The organism is Streptomyces sp. DH24, assembly GCF_029813775.1.
Classification (GTDB): domain Bacteria; phylum Actinomycetota; class Actinomycetes; order Streptomycetales; family Streptomycetaceae; genus Streptomyces.
Map to the genome: position 1 here is coordinate 132,514 of NZ_JARVKW010000005.1, position 20,428 is coordinate 152,941.

Genomic DNA, 20,428 nt, shown 5'->3' on the forward strand with positions numbered 1-20,428 from the left:
CGCAGTCGGCAAGTCGAGCAGGAGCGGCAGACGGGGCCCCCTGCACCACACGGGCTTTCACCCTCAAGGAGAACTCATGCGGCGTGGCATAGCGGCCACCGCGCTGGTGGCGTCCCTCGCCCTCGCGGCGACGGCCTGCGGCGGCGACAGCGACAGCGGCGACAAGGCCGGCGGCCCGGTCACCCTCACCTGGTGGGACACGTCCAACGCCACCAACGAGGCGCCGACGTACCAGGCCCTGGTCAAGGAATTCGAGGCCGCCAACAAGGGCATCAAGGTCAACTACGTCAACGTGCCGTTCGACCAGGCGCAGAACAAGTTCGACACGGCCGCCGGCTCCAAGGGCGCGCCCGACGTGCTGCGTTCCGAGGTCGGCTGGACCCCCGCCTTCGCCAAGAAGGGCTACTTCCTGCCGCTGGACGGCACCGAGGCCCTCAAGGACCAGGGCAAGTTCCAGCCCAGCCTGATCGAGCAGGCCAAGTACGAGGGCAAGACGTACGGCGTGCCGTTCACCACGGACACCCTCGCCCTCGTCTACAACAAGGCCCTCTTCGAGAAGGCCGGCGTCGAGGCCCCCGAGACCTGGGACGACCTGAAGAAGGCCGCCGCCACGATCAAGGACAAGACGGGCGTCGACGGCTACTGGGGCTCCACCCAGGCCTACTACGCGCAGTCGTTCCTCTACGGCGAGGGCGCCGACACCGTCGACGTCGACGCCAAGAAGATCACCGTCGCCTCCCCCGAGGCCAAGAAGGCCTACGGCACCTGGCTGAGCCTGTTCGACGGCAAGGGCCTGCACAAGGCCGACACCACCGCCGACGCCTACGCCCACATCCAGGACGCGTTCGTCAACGGCAAGGTCGCCGCGATCGTCCAGGGCCCGTGGGAGATCACGAACTTCTACAAGGGCGCCGCGTTCAAGGACAAGAAGAACCTGGGCATCGCACCCGTCCCGGCCGGCTCCACCGGCAAGGCGGGCGCCCCGACCGGCGGCCACAACCTGTCGGTCTACGCCGGCTCCGACGAGGCCAAGCAGAAGGCCGCGCTGAAGTTCGTGAACTTCATGACCTCGGCCAAGGCGCAGGAGACCATCGCGCTGAAGAACTCCACGCTGCCCACCCGCGAGGACGCCTACAGCGTCAAGGTCGTCGCCGACCCGGGCATCGCCGGCTACCAGGGCGTGCTGTCCGCCGCCCAGCCGCGCCCGGCGCTGCCGGAATACAGCTCCCTGTGGGGTCCGCTCGACGAGGAGCTGCCGAAGATCGCGAGCGGCAAGGTGTCCCTGGACAAGGGCCTGAGCAACGCCGAACTCGCCATGGCCAAGCTGGTCCCGGACTTCAGCAAGTGATCCGGCCGGCCGCCGCATCCGCCCCGCGGGGACGGGTCCGGCGGCCGTCGGCCTGCCCGGCCACCCCTTCAGTGCCGTAGAACTTTCCAGAAGGTGTCGAACATGACAGTCGCCATCGACCGCGCGACCGGCAAGCGCCGCGGTGACCGCGCGCCGCGGCCCGGGCTGGGCCGGCGCTTCAAGCACAGCTACCAGAAGTACTGGTACGCCTACGCCATGATCGCGCCGGTGGCCGTCGTGCTCGGCGTCCTCGTGCTGTATCCGCTGGCGTACGGCTTCTACCTGACGCTCACCGACGCCAACAGCCTCAACACGGCCCGCACGATCGGCGTCAACGAGATCGAGGCCACCTACAAGTTCATCGGCCTCGACAACTACGCCGACATCCTGTGGGGACCGACGGCCTACGACCGGTTCTGGTCGCACTTCGTCTGGACGATCGTGTGGACCGCGCTGTGCGTCGGACTGCACTACACCATCGGCCTCGGCCTCGCCCTGCTGCTCAACCAGAGGCTGCGCGGCCGGACCCTGTACCGGCTGATCCTGGTCCTGCCGTGGGCCGTGCCGACCTTCGTCACCGTGTTCGGCTGGCGCTTCATGCTCGCCGACGCCGGCATCATCAACTCCTTCCTGGAGACGCTGCACCTGCCGACGCCGCTGTGGCTGGAGGACACCTTCTGGCAGCGGTTCGCCGCGATCATGGTCAACACCTGGTGCGGTGTGCCGTTCATGATGGTCTCGCTGCTCGGCGGCCTGCAGTCCATCGACTCCACGCTGTACGAGGCGGCCGAGATGGACGGCGCCACGGCCTGGCAGCGGTTCCGCTACGTCACCCTGCCCGGGCTCAGGTCGGTCAGCTCCACCGTCGTCCTGCTCGGCATCATCTGGACGTTCAACCAGTTCGCCGTGATCTTCCTGCTGTTCGGCAACACCGCCCCGGACGCCCAGATCCTCGTGACCTGGGCCTACTACCTGGGCTTCGGGCAGCAGCCGCGCGACTTCGCCCAGTCCGCCGCCTACGGCATCCTGCTGCTGGGCATCCTGATCGTCTTCACCTCCTTCTACCGCCGCTGGCTGAACCGCAATGACCAGCAGCTCGCGATCTGAGGCAGGAGTCCCCATGAGTACGACCACAGCCAAGACCCCCGCCGCAGCCGTCGACAAGGTCCCCGTGGCCCCCGAGCAGGGCAGGGTCCGCCGCCGCGGCGAGAGCGGCCTCGGCGCGTCCCTCGCCTCCCACGGCATCCTGATCGCCGCGAGCCTCACCGCGCTGTTCCCGATCGCCTGGCTGGTGTTCCTGTCGCTCGGCCCCGACAAGGACGACTATCTGCACCCCGGTGACATCTGGGGGAAGATGACGCTCGACAACTACGCGTTCGTCCTGCAGAACACGAACTTCTTCGACTGGCTGAAGAGCACGCTCGTCGTCTCGCTCGGCACCACGCTGATCGGCGTGATCATCGCCGCCACCACCGGCTACGCGGTGTCCCGCATGCGGTTCCCCGGGTACCGGAAGTTCATGTGGGTCCTCCTGGTCACCCAGATGTTCCCGGTGGCCGTCCTCATGGTGCCGATGTACCAGATCCTGTCGGAACTCCAGCTCATCGACACCTACTTCGGCCTCATCCTCGTCTACTGCTCGACCGCGGTGCCGTACTGCGCCTGGCTGCTCAAGGGCTACTTCGACACCATCCCGTTCGAGATCGACGAGGCGGGCCGCGTCGACGGACTCACCCCGTTCGGCACCTTCCTGCGGCTGATCCTGCCGCTGGCCAAGCCGGGCCTGGCCGTCGCCGGCTTCTACAGCTTCATCACCGCGTTCGGCGAGGTCGCCTTCGCGTCGACGTTCCTGCTCGACGACACGAAGTACACCTTCGCCGTCGGCCTGCAGAGCTTCGTCAGCGAGCACGACGCGCAGCGCAACCTGATGGCGGCCACCGCCGTGCTGGTCGCGATACCCGTCTCCGCGTTCTTCTACCTCGTGCAGAAGAACCTGGTGACCGGCCTCACCGCCGGCGGCACGAAGGGCTGACGCCGGTGACCGGACTCCCGCGCGCCTGACCGCGCGGGTGGCGGCCGCGGTGCCCATCCGACCCCGCTGACACCGCGGCCGCCTCGTCGCCACCCGCAGCCGACACCCCACACCCGATGACCCCGTTACGTTTCAAGGACGCCATGAGCCAGCAGCACTCCGCCGCCCCGGCCACCACCACCGCCTCCGCCACGGCCACCGTCTCCCGGCACCGCGACTGGTGGCGGGACGCGGTGATCTACCAGGTCTATCCGCGCAGCTTCGCCGACAGCAACGGCGACGGCATGGGCGACCTCGAAGGCGTACGCCGTCGCCTGCCGTACCTGCGCGACCTCGGCGTGGACGCCGTGTGGCTCAGCCCCTTCTACGCCTCGCCGCAGGCCGACGCCGGCTACGACGTCGCCGACTACCGGGCCGTCGACCCCATGTTCGGCACGCTCCTCGACGCCGACGCGCTGATCCGCGACGCGCACGGGCTGGGCCTGCGCATCATCGTCGACCTGGTGCCCAACCACTCCTCCGACCAGCACGAGTGGTTCAAGCGCGCCCTGGCGGAGGGCCCCGGCTCCCCGCTCCGGGAGCGGTACCACTTCCGGCCCGGCAAGGGCGCGGACGGCGAACTGCCGCCCAACGACTGGGAGTCCATCTTCGGCGGCCCCGCCTGGACCCGGATCACCGAGCCGGACGGCACCCCCGGCGAGTGGTACCTGCACCTGTTCGCCCCCGAGCAGCCCGACTTCAACTGGGAACACCCGGCGGTCGGCGACGAGTTCCGCTCCATCCTGCGCTTCTGGCTGGACATGGGCGTCGACGGCTTCCGCATCGACGTCGCCCACGGCCTGGTCAAGGCCGCCGGACTGCCCGACCTCGGCTCCGACGAACAGCTGAAGCTGCTGGGCAACGATGTCACCCCGTTCTTCGACCAGGACGGCGTGCACGAGATCTACCGGCAGTGGCGCACGATCCTCGACGAGTACGCGGGCGAGCGGATCTTCGTCGCCGAGGCGTGGACGCCGACCGTCGAGCGCACCGCCAACTACGTGCGCCCCGACGAGCTGCACCAGGCGTTCAACTTCCAGTACCTCAGCACCGCCTGGGACGCCGAGGAACTGCGCACCGTCATCGACCGCACCCTGGAGGCGATGCGCCCGGTCGGCGCCCCCGCCACCTGGGTGCTGTCCAACCACGACGTCACGCGGCACGCCACCCGGTTCGCCAACCCGCCCGGCCTCGGCACCCAGATCCGCCTCGCAGGCGACCGCGAACTCGGCCTGCGCCGCGCCCGTGCCGCCACGCTGCTGATGCTGGCGCTGCCGGGATCGGCGTACGTCTACCAGGGCGAGGAACTGGGCCTGCCGGACGTCGTGGACCTGCCCGACGAGGTGCGCCAGGACCCGGCGTACTTCCGCGGCGCGGGCCAGGACGGCTTCCGCGACGGCTGCCGGGTGCCGATCCCGTGGACGCGCACCGGTTCGTCGTACGGCTTCGGCGACGGCGGCAGCTGGCTCCCGCAGCCGGCGGGCTGGGGCGAGCTGAGCGTCGAGGCGCAGACGGGCGAGCCCGGTTCCACGCTGGAGCTGTACCGGGCGGCGCTCGCGGTGCGCCGGGAGCAGGCCGACCTGGGCGCGGGCGACGCGGTGGAGTGGCTGCGGGCGCCCGAGGGCGTACTGGCCTTCCGGCGCGGGGAGTTCGTGTGCGTCGCGAACACCACGGGGGAGTCGGTGACGACGCCGACGTACGGACGGGTGCTGCTCGCCAGCGGTGAGGTGGCCGAGGCGGACGGCGAGGCGAAGGTCCCGGCCGACACGACGGTGTGGTTCACCACCGCCTGAGAAACCGCTCGCCGGGGGCCCGTCGGGGCGGACGGATGTCCGCCCGGGCGGGCCCCCGCAAGTTTTTTCATTGAATTCCATACGGCCCGCTGCCTTTTCAGGCGGCGGGCCTTTAACATCTGCGTCACCGCAAGGTTGCTGGAAAGTTTCAGCAAGAACCGTCAGCGGTACCACCGGCCTTCCCCGGGCCGTCCCCACAGCCTTCGACGAAGAAGGAACCCCACATGGCACGCAGAACCCTCTCCGGGGCGCTCGCCCTCACGGCGGCCGCATTTGTCATGGCCCCGACCGCAGTCGAGGCCTCCCCGCCCGGCACCAAGGACGTCACGGCCGTCCTCTTCGAGTGGAACTTCGCCTCCGTCGCCAAGGAGTGCAGGAACACCCTCGGCCCGGCCGGCTTCGGATACGTACAGGTCTCCCCGCCCGCCGAGCACATCCAGGGCTCGCAGTGGTGGACGTCGTACCAGCCGGTCAGCTACCGGATAGCCGGCCGGCTCGGCGACCGCGCGGCCTTCCAGAACATGGTGAACACCTGCCACGCGGCCGGGGTGAAGGTCGTGGTCGACACGGTCATCAACCACATGTCGGCGGGCAGCGGCACGGGCACGGGCGGCTCGTCGTACACCAAGTACAACTACCCGGGCCTGTACAGCTCCTACGACTTCGACAACTGCACGTCGCAGATCACCAACTACCAGGACCGCTGGAACGTCCAGAACTGCGAACTGGTGGGCCTGGCGGACCTGGACACGGGCGAGGAGTACGTCCGCTCGGCGATCGCCAAGTACATGAACGACCTGCTCTCCCTCGGCGTGGACGGCTTCCGCGTCGACGCGGCGAAGCACATGCCGGCGGCCGACCTGGCGAACATCAAGTCCCGGCTGACGAATCCTTCCGCCTACTGGAAGCAGGAGGTCATCCACGGCGCGGGCGAGGCGGTCCAGCCCACCGAGTACACCGGCAACGGGGACGTCCAGGAGTTCCGCTACGCGTACGACCTCAAGCGGGTCTTCAACAACGAGAACCTCGCGTACCTGAAGAACTACGGCGAGGGCTGGGGCTACCTGAGCAGCTCCTCGGCCGGCGTCTTCGTCGACAACCACGACACCGAGCGCAACGGGTCGACGCTCAGCTACAAGGACAACGCCACCTACACGATGGCGAACGTCTTCATGCTGGCCTGGCCGTACGGGGCGCCGGACATCAACTCGGGTTACGAGTTCACCGACCACGACGCGGGTCCGCCCAACGGGGGCCGGGTGGACGCCTGCTGGCAGAGCGGCTGGAAGTGCCAGCACGCCTGGCCGGAGATCAAGTCGATGGTGGGCTTCCGCAACGCGACGCGGGGGCAGTCGGTGACGAACTGGTGGGACAACGGGGGTGACGCGATCGCCTTCGGCCGGGGCAGCAAGGGCTTCGTGGCGATCAACCACGAGTCGGGTTCGCTGACCCGCACCTACCAGACGTCCCTCCCGGCGGGGACGTACTGCAACGTGCAGAACAACACGCAGGTCACGGTGAACGGTTCGGGCCAGCTGAGCGCGACGCTGGCGTCGAACACGGCGCTGGCGATCTACGCGGGCAAGTCGACCTGCTGACACCCTGACGCCGGGCGCCGCGGTGCCAGACGTCCCGTCGACGCCGGGCGCCGTTCGGCTGCCCGGCGTTGGCGTGACCGCGGGGGGTTCGCGCGGCCCGGCGCCACGGGGTTGCCGCCCGCGCCGTGGCGCCCCGGGCGGCGCGCATGCCCGCGGCGCGCGACGTGCCGCCGCCCCGCTGCCCGGCGCTCGGCTGTCCGGCGTTGTCCGGTTGCCCGGCGTTGGCGTGACCGCGGGGTGGGTCGCGCGGCCCGGCGCTGACGGGTTGCCGCCCGCGCCCACCCGTGCCGCCCCAGCGGCACGACTGCCCGCGGCTTGCGGCAGCCGGTTGCCGCCCGACCGCCCGCTGCTTGGCACCCGCGTGGGACGGGCCACCGGGCCGCAGTCGCCCGCGGGGATGGGTGGGGCGGGACGGGCCACCGGGCGGCAGTCGCGTACGGCGGGAAGGGGACGTGTCGGGGGGTGTCCGCCCGCAGCGGTTGGCGCGTCAACGCCAGGGCGTTTTCAAGTGACCGATTTCGCGCCGTTCCGAGGACGGACACCCCCCGGCGCGGCCCCGACCCACCCACCGAACCGACAGCGCAACGCACGCCACCACCGCACCCGCACAGGCCGCCGCAGGCACCCGCCCAACCGCCGGAGTCACAGCGCCGCGCTGACCCGCCACCGAACGACGGCGCAACGCAAGCCACCCACCGACCCCGCACAGCCGCCGCAGGCACCCCGCGCGACCGCCGGAGTCACAGCGCGGCGCTGACCCGCCACCGAACCGACGGCGCAACGCAAGCCACCCACCGACCCCGCACAGCCGCCGCAGGCACCCCCCGCCCCACCGCCGGAGGCCCACGTAACGATCCGGCATGCAACCTCTTGCCGTCCCTTTCACGCCTCTTGCTGCAACCCTTGCGGCGGCGATACCGTCGCGCGGACGCCCGGCGATGGAGGCGGATATCGGCTGTCAGCCATCCGTAATCCGCCATCCGCCATCCCGAGGCGCAGGGGTCGGACCCGAATGAGCCGCAGTCGCAAGGAGTTCACGCCTGTGATACCGAGATGGCCGGCGCCGCCCAGGCGCCGCACCCCGCGCAGCAGACGGCTCGCGGCCGTCACCACCGCCGCACTCGCGGCATCCCTCGCCGCATCCCTCGTCCAGCCACTGCCCGCCGGAGCGGACACCACGGACACCGCACCCCCACCCGCCCCACCGTCCGACGCGAAGCTCGCCGCACAGCCCGCCCGCCACGACGCCACCCGCGAACAGTTCTACTTCGTCCTGCCGGACCGTTTCGCCAACGGCGACCCCCGCAACGACGAGGGCGGTCTGACCGGTTCACGCCTCACCACCGGCTACGACCCCACCGACAAGGGCTTCTACCAGGGCGGCGACCTCAAGGGCCTCACCAAGAAGCTCGACTACATCAAGGGCCTCGGCACCACCGCCATCTGGATGGCCCCCATCTTCAAGAACCAGCCCGTGCAGGGCGAGGGCGCCAACGCCTCCGCCGGCTACCACGGCTACTGGATCACCGACTTCACCCAGGTCGACCCGCACTTCGGCACCAACGCCGACCTGGAGACCCTCATCGACAAGGCCCACGCCAAGGGCATGAAGGTCTACTTCGACGTCATCACCAACCACACCGCGGACGTCGTCGACTACGAGGAGAAGTCCTACAGCTACCTCTCCAAGGGTGCCTTCCCGTACCTCACCAAGGACGGCACCCCCTTCGACGACGCGGACCACGCCACCACGGACACCTCCGACCGCTTCCCCGCAGTGACCCGCGACAGCTTCCCCCGCACCCCGACCGTCCCCACCGCCAAGAAGAACGTCAAGGTCCCGTCGTGGCTCAACGACCCGACGATGTACCACAACCGCGGTGACTCGACCTATGCCGGCGAGTCCACCACCTACGGCGACTTCTCCGGCCTGGACGACCTGTGGACCGAGCGCCCCGAGGTCGTCGAGGGCATGGCGAAGATCTACCAGCGCTGGGTCAGGGACTTCGGCATCGACGGCTTCCGCATCGACACGGTCAAGCACGTCAACATGGAGTTCTGGACCCAGTGGGCCACGGCCCTGGACGCCTACGCGGCCAAGCGCGGCCGCGACGACTTCTTCATGTTCGGCGAGGTCTACTCCGCGGACACGGCGATCACCTCGCCGTACGTCACGCAGGGCCGCCTGGACGCCACGCTGGACTTCCCGTTCCAGGAGACGGCCCGCCAGTACGCCTCCCAGGGCGGCAGCGCCCGGAAGCTGAAGTCGGTCTTCGCCGACGACTACCGGTACACGACGGACAAGGCCAACGCCTACGAGCAGGTCACGTTCCTCGGCAACCACGACATGGGCCGCATCGGGTACTTCCTGAACCAGGACAACCCGAAGGCCACGGACGCCGCCCTGCTGAAGCGCGCGAAGCTGGCCAACGAGCTGATGTTCCTCAGCCGCGGCAACCCGGTCGTCTACTACGGCGACGAGCAGGGCTTCACCGGCAGCGGCGGCGACAAGGACGCCCGCCAGCCGCTGTTCGCGTCCCGCACCGCCGACTACCTGGACGACGACCGGATCGGCACGGACCGCACGCACGCCGACGCCGCGTACGACACGGACGGCCCGCTGTACGAACAGATCAGCGCGCTCGCCGAGCTCCGCAGGGCGAACCCGGCCCTCACGGACGGCGTCCAGACCGAGCGATACGCGGCGGACGGCCCCGGCGTCTACGCGTTCTCCCGTACGGACACCCGGACCCGCACCGAGTACGTCGTCGCCTTCAACAACGCCACGGAGGCCAAGTCCGCGACGTTCGCCACGGGTTCGCCGGACACCGCCTTCACCGGCATCCACGGCACCGAGGCGACCGTCGGTGCGGACGAGGACGGGAAGATCGCCGTCACCGTCCCGGCCCAGTCGGCGGTCGTGCTGAAGGCCGCCCGCCCGCAGCCCGAGCCGGCCACCGCGCCGTCGCTCACCCTCAAGGCCCCGGCGGCGGGCGCCACCGGCACGGTGGAGGTGACCGCCGGCACCGACGAGGGAAACCGCGTCGTCTTCGCCGCGCAGACCGGCAACGCCGACTGGCGCGTCCTCGGCTCCGCCGACCACGCCCCGTACAAGGTCACGCACACCGTCGGCGCGGACGTACCCGCGGGCACCGCGCTGCGCTACAAGGCGGTCGTGATCGACGCGGCGGGCCGGATCAGGAGCGCCACCGCGGCGAGCACCACCGGCACGCCGCCCACCGAAGCGCCCCCCACCGCGTCCTCCCGCGACTACGCGATCGTCCACTACAAGCGGGACGACGGGAACTACGCCGACTGGGGCCTGTACGCCTGGGGCGACCTGGCCGACGGCGAGGCCACGGACTGGCCGGACAGCCACCCCTTCACCGGCCGTGACGCGTACGGCGCCTTCGCCTACGTGAAGCTGAAGCCCGGCGCGTCCGACGTCGGCTTCCTGGTGATCGACAAGGACGGCAACAAGGACGTCGCGACCGACCGCACGATCGACGTCACGAAGACCGGCGAGGTCTGGATCGAGCAGGGCAAGGACACCGTCCGCACCGAGCGGCCCGAGTACCCGGCGCAGGACACCTCCAAGGCGGTCCTGCACTACCACCGGGCCGACGGCGACTACGACGGCTGGGGCCTGCACGTGTGGACCGGCGCCGCGAACCCCACCGAGTGGTCGAATCCGCTGAAGCCGGTGAGGACCGACGCGTACGGCGCCGTCTTCGAGGTGCCGCTCACCGAGGGTGCCACCAGCCTCAGTTACATCCTCCACAAGGGCGACGAGAAGGACCTGCCCAGCGACCAGTCCCTGGACCTCACCGCGAACGGCCACGAGGTGTGGCTGCTGAACGGCCAGGAGAAGTACCTGCTGCCGCAGCCCGCGGGGTCCGCGGCGGCCGTCGACCTGACCACCTCCAAGGCGGTCTGGATCGACCGGGACACCGTCGTGTGGAACGGCTCCGACGCCGCCGCCTCCACCCAGCTGCTGTACTCCCGAAGCGGCTCCGTCAAGGCCGTGAACGGCACCCTGACCGGGGACGACGCACGCTGGCTGCGGCTGGCGAAGACGTCCCTGACCGACGCCCAGAAGGCCAAGTTCCCGCACCTGAGGAACCACACCGCCTTCTCCGTCGACCCGCGTGACCGGGACCGCGTCCGCGAGGCGCTGCGCGGCCAGGTCGTCGCCGCCCAGCGGGCCGTGAACGGCGCGGTGCTCGCCGCGACCGGCGTGCAGACCGCCGGCGTACTGGACGACCTGTACGACGCGACGAAGGCGGACCTCGGCCCGGTCTTCGCGGGCGGCCGGCCCACGCTGTCGGTGTGGGCGCCCACCGCGCAGTCGGTGCGGCTGGAGATCGACGGCTCCACGGTCGCCATGAAGCGGGACTCCGCCACCGGCGTCTGGTCGGTCACGGGCCCCGGCTCCTGGCGGAACAAGCCGTACCGGTACGTCGTGAAGGTGTGGGCGCCCAGCGTCCGCGAGGTCGTCACCAACAAGGCCACCGACCCGTACTCGGTCGCCCTCACCACCGACTCGAAGCAGAGCCTCGTCGTCGACCTCGGCGACCGGGCCCTCGCGCCGAGCGGCTGGTCCGCCCTGAAGAAGCCGAAGGCCGTGCCGCTCAGGGACGCCCAGATCCAGGAACTGCACATCCGGGACTTCTCCGTGGAGGACCGGACGGCGCGGAACCGGGGCACCTACCTGGCCTTCACCGACAAGGACAGCGCCGGCAGCAGGCACCTGCGCAGGCTCGCCGAGGCGGGCACGTCGTACGTGCACCTGCTGCCCGCGTTCGACATCGCGACCATCCCCGAGAACAAGTCCGACCGGGCGACCGTGGACTGCGACCTGGCCTCCTACCCGGCCGACTCGGCCGAGCAGCAGAAGTGCGTGGCGAAGGCCGCCGCGAAGGACGCCTACAACTGGGGCTACGACCCGTACCACTACACGGTCCCGGAGGGCTCCTACGCGACCGACCCGGACGGCACCGCCCGCACGGTCGAGTTCCGCAGGATGGTCAAGGCGCTCAACGAGGACGGTCTGCGCGTCGTCATGGACGTCGTCTACAACCACACGGCGGCCAGCGGCCAGGCGAACACCTCGGTGCTCGACCGGATCGTGCCCGGCTACTACCAGCGGCTCCTGGCGGACGGCTCGGTGGCGAACAGCACCTGCTGCGCCAACACCGCCACCGAGAACGCCATGATGGGCAAGCTCGTCGTGGACTCGATCGTCACGTGGGCCACGGAGTACAAGGTCGACGGCTTCCGCTTCGACCTGATGGGGCACCACCCGAAGGCGAACATCCTCGCCGTGCGCAAGGCCCTCGACGCCCTCACCCTCGACAAGGACGGCGTGGACGGCAAGAAGATCATCCTGTACGGGGAGGGCTGGAACTTCGGCGAGATCGCCGACGACGCCCGCTTCGAGCAGGCCACCCAGAAGAACATGGCGGGCACGGGCGTCGCGACGTTCTCCGACCGGGCCCGTGACGCGGTGCGCGGCGGCGGCCCCTTCGACGAGGACCCCGGCGTCCAGGGCTTCGCGTCCGGCCTGTACACCGACCCCAACCCGGCGGCGGACAACGGCACGCGGGCCGAGCAGAGGGCGCGCCTGCTGCACTACCAGGACCTGATCAAGGTGGGCCTGTCCGGCAACCTGGCGAGGTACCGCTTCACCGACACCGACGGCAAGGAGGTCACCGGCGACCGCGTCGACTACAACGGCGCCCCGGCCGGCTACGCGGACGCACCCGGCGACGCCCTCGCCTACGCCGACGCGCACGACAACGAGACGCTGTTCGACGCGCTCGCCTTCAAGCTGCCGAAGGACACCCCGGCCGCCGACCGGGCGCGGGCGCAGGTGCTGGCGATGGCCACGGCCGCCCTCTCGCAGGGCCCGGCCCTGTCGCAGGCGGGCACCGACCTGCTGCGCTCGAAGTCGCTGGACCGCAACTCCTACGACAGCGGCGACTGGTTCAACGCCATCCACTGGAGTTGTGCCGACGGCAACGGCTTCGGGCGCGGACTGCCGCCGGCGGCCGACAACGAGGCCAAGTGGCCGTATGCCAAGCCGCTGCTGAAGTCGGTCGCGGTGGGCTGCGAGCAGATCGACGGGGCCGCTGCCGCCTACCGGGACCTGCTGAAGATCCGTACGACGGAGCGGGCGTTCTCGCTCGGCACCGCCGAGCAGGTGCAGGCGAAGCTGTCCTTCCCGCTGTCCGGCAAGGACGAGACGCCCGGCGTGATCACCATGAAGCTCGGTGATCTGGTCGTGGTGTTCAACGCGACGCCCGAGGCGCGGGAGCAGCGCGTCTCCTCGCTCGCCGGGACGGCCCACCGGCTGCACCCGGTGCAGGCGTCCGGCGCCGACCCGGTCGTCAAGAAGGCGTCGTACGACGCGGACAGCGGCACGTTCCGCGTGCCGGCCAGGACGGTGGCCGTCTTCACCCGCTGACGGAAACCGCTTTCTGGACACGCGCGGCCGACGGGGCCGCCCGGAGTTAGGGTGGCCCCGTCGCCGTAGAACAGGAGTGCCCACCCATGCCGCAGATCACCGTCGACTACTCGGACCGGCTGGCGGACGACTTCGACCGTCCGGGCTTCGCGCGGGCCCTGCATGCCGCGACGGTCGAGATCGCGGCCGCCAAACCGCCCGCGTGCAAGACGCAGTTCCGCAGGACGCAGGACACGACCGTCGGCCCGGACACCGAGGGGCACGCCGTCGTGCACGTCGTGATCGGTCTGCTGGCCGGCCGCACCGACGAGACGAAGGCCCGGCTCACCGAGGCGGTCGTGGAACTGCTGAAGCGGTACGTGAAGCCCGCGGACGGTCTCGCCCTGCACGTGTCGGCCGAGGTGCGGGATCTGGACCCGTCGTACCGGAAGTACGAGAGCTGACCCGGTTCAGGACGCGAGGGCGATCAGCCGGGACGCCAGGTCGTTGAACGGGCCGTCGACCGGCTCGTCCTTGAGGACGCGGCGCAGCAGGGCGTTCAGCTCGTCGTCGTAGGCGGCGCTGACGGCCGCGAGCGCGGCGAAGTCGTGCACGAGCTGGGTCTCCAGCTCGGCGCGCGGAATGCGCCGCCCGTCCAGCCAGATCAGCGCCGTCGACTCCACGAGCGAGATCCACGAGCGTATGACCAGTTCCAGTCGGGCGGGCGGCTCGTCGACCCGCAGATGCGAAAGAATCTGGTCATACGCGGCCTGCCGCACGGCGTCGATGAGCGCGTTCGTGGTCGAGGACCCGACCGCCGGACCGCCGCGCATCAGGGCGGAGAAACCGGGCCCGTGCTCCTCCACGAAGTCGAAGAAGCGGCGCATCACCCGCAGCAGCCGGAGCCCCAGAGGGCCCTCCTTCGGCTCGACGAAGCGGGCCGCCAGATCGTCCGAGGCTCGCTTCAACGCGGCCTCGTACAGGCTGAGTTTGCCGGGGAAGTAGTGATAGACCAGCGGGCGCGAAATGCCCGCGGCCGATGCGATCTCGTCGATGGAGACCTCGTCGGGCGAGCGGCGGCTGAACAGTTCGAGGGCGACGCCGATCAACTGCTGCCGCCGCTCCTCGACTCCCATCCTGCGGCGAACCCCGGTAGTCATGCGGACACCTTACCGATCGAATCCGGCCTTCAACGGGTCCGATCCGACAAGGATGTTCGCAGGCACCGTCACATGTCGAGCACGAGCCGCTCGCCGCGGGCGCGGGAGACACAGATCAGCATCGAGTCGCCACGCTCCGCGTCCGTGAGCAGGTCGTCCCGGTGGTCGACCTCGCCCTCGACCACTCGCTGCTGACAGGTCCCGCACCAGCCCTGCTCGCACGAGGACGCGGTCTCCGGCAGTACCTCGCGCACCGCGGCCAGCACCGTCGTGCCGGCCGGCACGGTCACCGCCCGCCCGGTGCGGAGCAGTTCGACCTCGAAGGCGCCGTCGCCGCCCGCCGTGCGCGGCGCGAACCGCTCCAGATGCAGCTGCGACCCCTCGGGCAGCCGCTCCTCGACCGCCGCCAGCAGCCCCTCCGGGCCGCAGCAGTAGACGGCCGCGCCCTCGGGGACGTCCGCGAACAGCGCGTCGAGGTCGGGCGGTCCGGCCTCGTCCTCCGGGACCACGGTGACCCGGCCGCCCCGGGCGGCGAGCTTCTCGATCTCCTCCAGGAACGGCATCGAGGCCCGCGTCCGCCCGCCGTACAGCAGCCGCCAGTCGGTGCCCTCCGGCAGGGCGCGCAGCATCGGCAGGATCGGGGTGATGCCGATGCCGCCGGCGACGAAGACGTAGGAGTCGGCCGCGACGAGCGGGAACCGGTTGCGCGGGCCGCGCACCTCCAGCTCCATGCCCTCCCGCACCTGCTCGTGCACCTCGCGCGAGCCGCCGCGCCCGTCCTCGACCAGCCGGGCGGCGACGGTGTACGAGGAGGTGTCCTCCGGGTCCCCGCACAGCGAGTACTGCCGCACGAGTCCCGACGGCAGCACCAGGTCGAGGTGCGCGCCGGGCTCCCAGGGCTGGAGTTCCGTTCCCTCCAGGCGGAGTTGGACGACTCCGTCGGCGATCCGCTCGTGCGCGGTGACCAGCAGGCCGAGGTCCCGCGAGCGCGGCGGCACGGACTCGGACGGGCGGGGGATCGGGGCCCGGCCCCGGCGGTGGCGCAGGGCCCGCGTGGCGAGCAGTGCGACTCCCGCGGCGAGGGCGACGGTCCGGGGCTTCGTCAACAGGCGGCTCTTGTGGGACATGGCGTCAATGTACTGACGAGTAAGTCCGGGGTGAACCCCTGCGCGGGCTCTTATTTACATTTCTGTCAGCAAGAGGCGGTCGGCCGCGTGGCCGGTGCCGCACCCCCGGGAGCGGACCCGTCAGCCGAGACCGCTGATCGTCCGCCCGTCCCGCAGCGTCCCCTTCAGGCCCGCCTGCGCACCCTGCCCGGCCCGCACCGCCAGCACATTGCCGTGCACGGAGCCGCTGACGCCGCCGGTCGTGCGGATCGACTCGGTGTCGCGGCTGCCCGCCGCCAGCAGATACCAGTCCCCGGCCCCCGACTTCCACAGCACCCCGGCCAGCACGTGCGGGTCCTTCGCGCCGCACGCCGTCACGTTCTCCGCCTGCGCCACCACCGCCCCGTAGGTCCCGCCCGGCGTGTGGAACTGCGCCAGCACCCGCTCGCCGCCGCCCCGCCACGTCTCCGCGCGCGTGCACATCCACGCGGCCGAGCCGCTTCCGTCGGGCAGCCGCTGCTCGGCGTACTCCCAGGCGTTCACGCTCCGCACGCCCGCCGAACGCACCGCGGCCAGCGAGCAGGCGTACGGCGCCCAGGCGCGCCGCTCCCCGGCGCCGGTGGCCTCGGCGGCCGAGCCGGGGCGGCCCGTGGTGAGGCGGGCCGGTACCAGCTCGCCGAGGTCCGTCATCAGACGCGCACCGGTGCCGTCGGCCACCTTCAGCACGTGCCACGACGCGCACGCCCCCGACTGCCGGGCGGCCGGGCTCGCCAGCGGCGCCGTCACACCGCCGATGATCGCGAGCTCCTGCTCGGCGGAACCGGGCTTCGCGAGGTCCACGACGGACGCCCGCTTCACCCAGGGCGCCGTCAGATAGCGCACGTTGCCGTCGGTCCGCTCCAGCACCACCGCGCTCGCCTCGGCCCGGCCCGCGCCGTCGACCCGCGCGAAGTCGAGCGCGGCGCCCTGCGTGCCGTCCTTCGGCTCCGCGTACCGGGCGATGCGCAGACCGTCGTGCAGGATCACCACACGCGCGTTGCCGACGCTCCCGGCGTACAGCAGCTGGGGCGGTCCGGACGGGCCGCCGGACTGGGTGCCGGGCGTCGCCGACACCCGCACGGTCTCGCCGGGGCGGGCCCACACCGCCAGGGCGCGGCGCAACAGGGCCTTGTCGCCCGTGAGTTCGCCGCGCGCGGGCCACACGGAGAAGTCGGTGCGCGCGGAGGTCTGCCACGCGGCGGGCGCCACCCTCGTCAGCTTCCCCGGGTCCAGCGCCGCCTCGGCCGCGGGATTGCGCGCGTACGGCGGCGCGGCGGCACCGTCCGGGCCCCAGGCGTCACCGGGCAGACCGAGCAGCGCCCCGCACACCACCAGCGCCGCCCCGGCGGCGAGCGCCGCCCTCAGGTGCTGCCTGCGCCGCATCAGGTCCGTGGGCCGGGCCTGGAGCGAACAGGCGTCGAACTCGGGGGAGTCCAGCAGCGCGTACCGCTCCGGCACCTCACCGGCCGCGCGCAGCGCCTCCGCCACGTCGGCGACGCCCGCCTCGGCCAGCACCTCGCGCACGTCGCCCTCGGGAAGCCGCTCCAGGCCGCGCAGCACGTACGCGGCGCGGGCCGGGCCGGACAGCGCGGACAGCCGCTGGTCCAGGGCGAGTTCGTCGGCGCCGCCCGAGCGCGGGAACAGCTTCAGCCCCCACGCCTGGGGCAGCATCGGCGGCAGCTGGGAACGCCGGGGCAGCACCCGGAACCGGTACGGCAGATCCGCCTCCAGCGCCGTGCGCAGCACCCGCAGGCGGACCAGCGCGTAGCCCGGGTCGGCGTTCCGGCCGGTCGGCTGCCCCGGGACCAGGGGCGCGGGCGTGCGGCCGCGGGGCAGGGCGCGCTGGGTGAGGGCGTGCGCGGTCAGGACCCGCCTGTTGCGGCCGAGGCGGGGCGGCAGGACCAGGTAGGCGAGCCGGACCAGCCGGGAATAGTGCTCGACGAGCGCGGCCTCGGCCTGTTCGACGTCCACGGCCGGGTCGGCGGGGGAGGGAGCGGGGTGCGGGGCGACATCCTGTGACTGCACGTTCAGCAGAACGAGCGAATCGTTGGATGGTCACTTCACGCGCCCGGGGCACTCTCCGGAGCGGTCAGCAGCCGCGCGTAGTTCGCCATCGACCGCTGGTAGCGCGGCAGATGGGGCGCGAGGGCGCCCAGGACGAGCGACAGGCCCTCGCGGTCGCGGCCCAGGCTCGACAGGCACAGCGCGAGCGTCGCGCGGACCGCGTCGTCCAACTCGTCGGAGGGGGCGGTCAGTTCGGGCGTGAGCAGCTCGACGCCCTCGTGGGCCCGGCCGATGTTCCGCAGCGAGCTCGACAGCTGGATCTTCGTCCGGCGCGCCCGGTACGGGCTGACCTCGCCGAGACCGCGCGCCAGCGCCTCCCGGTACAGCGGGACGGCCTGGTCCGAACGACCCGTCGAGTCCCAGGCGCAGGCCCGCTCGAACGGGCCGAGCGGGCTGTCTTCGGGCAGTTCGGCGACGAGCCCGTCGATCACCGCGCGGAACTCGGCCGCCCGGTCGTCGCCGTAGTCGTCGAAGGACGCCCAGGCGGCGGCCACGCGGTCTTCCCAGTCCTGGTTCACCGGCACACCTTCGCACGGCGGGGCGGGTGAGGGCACGTGGTTTTGAGCGCGGTGCGTCCCGCGCCCGTATCCAGCGACGGGCCCCGGGCCGGGGCCGACCGCGGCATGCCGCTGCGCCGTGCCGCCGCAAGGGACCGGAGGAGACACGATGAGGGTGACCCGACCGAGGCTCGCGCTGACCGGGGCCGTGCCGGCGGCACTGGCACTGGCACTGGCGGGCTGCGACGACGGCGGCGACGGCGGCGGCGACGGCGGCGGGACCCGTGGGGCCGCGCCGCCCGGCACGGCGACCGGCAGCCGGGAGCAGCTGGCCGCCGCGGCGAAGTGCGAGCCGGACATGCAGACCGACGCGGACGAGATCCGCCAGGCCCTCTGCGGGACCGGCGACGGCAGGTACGTCCTCGCCACCTTCGCCACCGACCGCGGCCAGCGCGAGTGGATCAACACGGCCAAGGACTACGGCGGTCACTACCTCGTCGGCCGCAAGTGGGTCGCCGTCGGCCACGCGGACGTGGTGCGGTCGCTGCGCGGACGGCTGGGCGGGACGCTGGAGGAGGGCACCTCGCACGAGGGCCACACCGGGGGTGGCGGGGGCACTGGCGGCACCGGGGACACTGGCGGTACTGGCGGTACTGGTGGCACCGGCGGTTCGGGTTCGGTTTCTGATTCACACCACTGAGCGCGCACCGGAGCCGGCGGCGGGAACGCATCCCACCGCCGGCTCCTTGCCAGCCCTGTCGCCCCTGCCGCTGCCGGTCCGCTACCGGGTCACCGGCAGTCCTCGCCGTTGTTGATGCAGTCGACCACCCGGTTCATCAGCTCCTCGTCCATGACGTTGATGAAGTCGTCGTGGTCGGTGACCGGCTTGTGCAGCTGCTCCGGGAAACCGTCGACCGCGAACGGGTTCCGCACCTGCCCGTTCTCGATGCTGGGCCGCGGCACGTCGTAGACCAGGTTCATCGTCAGCTGCGGGATGGCCTGGAAGCCCTCCGGGCAGGCACCGGTGGCCGGGTCGGCGAACGCCACGTGGTCACGGTGGTTGGCGCTGTCGATGTTCTGGCCGTCCCAGCAGCTCTGGAAGTCGAAGATCCGGACCACCTTGGAGCCGTCCGGGCACAGCGGGTACTTGTCCGCGAGCACCCGGTCCTCGAAGCCGGTGCACGACCAGCCGGCGTTGGCGTTGGCGTCGCCGTTGGTGAAGGCCTTCGCGTCACCGGTGATGATGCGCAGGAACTTCGGCATCGCGACGACCTTGCTGCGCGGGTTGCCGACGAACCTGATCTCGGCGCTCTCCGCCTTCAGGATCGTGCCGACGTTGCCCTCGGCGCCGCCGCCCGGTTCGTTCGCGTCGAACTCCCGGCTGCCGTCCTGGAGCCGCAGCACCGGCCAGTAGTACGTGGATCTGTCGCCCGGGTTCTGGCAGCTCGTCTCGGCGTTCGCGAGGTCGTCGTCGCTGGAGAACGCGTCGTTGTCCTGGTTGCCGACGTAGTCGTGCGTGTGGTGCGCGCCGTTGTCGACGCCGGGCGCCACGATCAGGTTGTCGCTGTTGAACAGGTCGTTCTCGTTCACACCGCACTCGGTCGTGAACGTGCCCGTCGAGGCGTCCTCGCCCTGCTGCGGCTGCTGCACGTTGGGTTCGACTGCCGTGATGTCGGCGAAGTCCTCGGCGACCGGGCCCGCGGCCCCGTTGCCGTTGTCGTCCTGCCGGCCGCCGCCCTGGTCCTGACCGCCGTCCTGGCCGCCGCCCTGGTCCTGACCGCCGTCCTGGCCGCCGTCCTGGTCCTGGCCGTCGCCCTCGTCGGTCCCGGGCTGTTCGGCCGGGATGCCCCGGCACTCGGCGAACCGGTCCAGGCCGTCCGGCACGCTGCCGCCCGCCCGGCGGATGTTGATGCCGATCCGGTCGAGGGCGGCGCCGCGCTTCGACTTCAGCGGGCCGAGGACGGAGTTCTGCACGAACCCCGGGTCGCCCGCCTGGGCCCGGCGCGTCGACGCGAGACGGGCGTACGCCTCGGTGATCTGCTCGTCCAGGTTCGCCAGCTCCCTGTCGACGCCGGAGCGGGCCCCCCTCGGCAGGCGCCTGAGCTGCTGGCCGACGTCCGGACAGTCGATTGTGGCGATCTGCGCCCCCGCCGACCGGGTCCGGCCGTCCCGGCCGTCGGACTCGTGCGCCGAGGCGTGGAAATTCGCCCAGACCAGCCCGCCCCCACCGAGCGCCAGTGCCGCCGATGCGGCAATGGCCTTCGTGGCCAGTGGCGTACGGCGTTTTCGTGTAGTGCGTCCCATGGA

The 20,428-nt window shown here is 71.4% G+C and carries 13 protein-coding genes; 8 read left to right on the top strand and 5 right to left on the bottom strand.

Translation table 11 applies throughout. The features are described 5' to 3' along the window. Window positions 1-76 precede the first annotated feature (76 nt). The 7 genes from QC282_RS05735 (at window position 77) to QC282_RS05765 (ending at window position 13,719) form a co-directional block, all read left to right on the top strand. A complete protein-coding gene (locus QC282_RS05735) occupies window positions 77-1,348 on the top strand; it encodes an extracellular solute-binding protein (RefSeq protein WP_279548095.1) in 1,272 nt (423 codons plus the stop codon). Window positions 1,349-1,450: 102 nt separating this feature from the next. Further along, a complete protein-coding gene (locus tag QC282_RS05740) occupies window positions 1,451-2,455 on the top strand; it encodes a sugar ABC transporter permease (RefSeq protein WP_279548096.1) in 1,005 nt (334 codons plus the stop codon). Window positions 2,456-2,468: 13 nt separating this feature from the next. After that, entirely contained in the window at window positions 2,469-3,380 is a 912-nt protein-coding gene (locus tag QC282_RS05745) for a sugar ABC transporter permease (RefSeq protein WP_279548097.1), read from the top strand. A gap of 143 nt (window positions 3,381-3,523) precedes the next feature. Beyond that, window positions 3,524-5,212, top strand: a complete 1,689-nt coding sequence (locus QC282_RS05750) for a glycoside hydrolase family 13 protein (RefSeq protein ID WP_279548213.1) — start codon at window positions 3,524-3,526, stop codon at window positions 5,210-5,212. A gap of 224 nt (window positions 5,213-5,436) precedes the next feature. Next, window positions 5,437-6,810, top strand: coding sequence for an alpha-amylase family protein (locus QC282_RS05755; RefSeq protein ID WP_279548098.1), 1,374 nt, complete (start codon window positions 5,437-5,439; stop codon window positions 6,808-6,810). 1,042 nt (window positions 6,811-7,852) lie between these two features. Further along, complete coding sequence (gene pulA / locus QC282_RS05760; protein ID WP_279548214.1) at window positions 7,853-13,276, top strand: pullulanase-type alpha-1,6-glucosidase; 5,424 nt, start codon at window positions 7,853-7,855, stop codon at window positions 13,274-13,276. An 86-nt stretch (window positions 13,277-13,362) separates the two neighbouring features. Next, window positions 13,363-13,719: a 5-carboxymethyl-2-hydroxymuconate Delta-isomerase gene (locus QC282_RS05765; protein WP_279548099.1), complete on the top strand. Its 357-nt coding sequence runs from the start codon at window positions 13,363-13,365 to the stop codon at window positions 13,717-13,719. A 6-nt stretch (window positions 13,720-13,725) separates the two neighbouring features. On the opposite strand, the gene QC282_RS05770 is transcribed toward QC282_RS05765, so the two are convergent. The 4 genes from QC282_RS05770 to QC282_RS05785 form a co-directional block, all read right to left on the bottom strand. Next, entirely contained in the window at window positions 13,726-14,415 is a 690-nt protein-coding gene (locus QC282_RS05770) for a TetR/AcrR family transcriptional regulator (protein ID WP_279548100.1), read from the bottom strand. Between the two features lie 68 nt (window positions 14,416-14,483). Further along, window positions 14,484-15,542, bottom strand: a complete 1,059-nt coding sequence (locus QC282_RS05775; RefSeq protein ID WP_279548101.1) for a PDR/VanB family oxidoreductase — start codon at window positions 15,540-15,542, stop codon at window positions 14,484-14,486. A gap of 120 nt (window positions 15,543-15,662) precedes the next feature. Beyond that, window positions 15,663-17,585 carry a hypothetical protein gene (locus tag QC282_RS05780; RefSeq protein WP_279548102.1) on the bottom strand — a complete coding sequence of 641 codons (1,923 nt, stop codon included), beginning with the start codon at window positions 17,583-17,585 and terminating at the stop codon, window positions 15,663-15,665. Between the two features lie 35 nt (window positions 17,586-17,620). Next, window positions 17,621-18,142, bottom strand: a complete 522-nt coding sequence (locus tag QC282_RS05785; protein WP_279548103.1) for a tetratricopeptide repeat protein — start codon at window positions 18,140-18,142, stop codon at window positions 17,621-17,623. 148 nt (window positions 18,143-18,290) lie between these two features. Between QC282_RS05785 and QC282_RS05790 the strand changes: the two genes are divergently transcribed. After that, entirely contained in the window at window positions 18,291-18,821 is a 531-nt protein-coding gene (locus QC282_RS05790; protein ID WP_279548104.1) for a hypothetical protein, read from the top strand. A gap of 89 nt (window positions 18,822-18,910) precedes the next feature. Here QC282_RS05790 and QC282_RS05795 read toward each other — a convergent pair whose 3' ends face one another. Next, entirely contained in the window at window positions 18,911-20,425 is a 1,515-nt protein-coding gene (locus QC282_RS05795; protein ID WP_279548105.1) for a DUF1996 domain-containing protein, read from the bottom strand. Window positions 20,426-20,428: the final 3 nt, after the last annotated feature.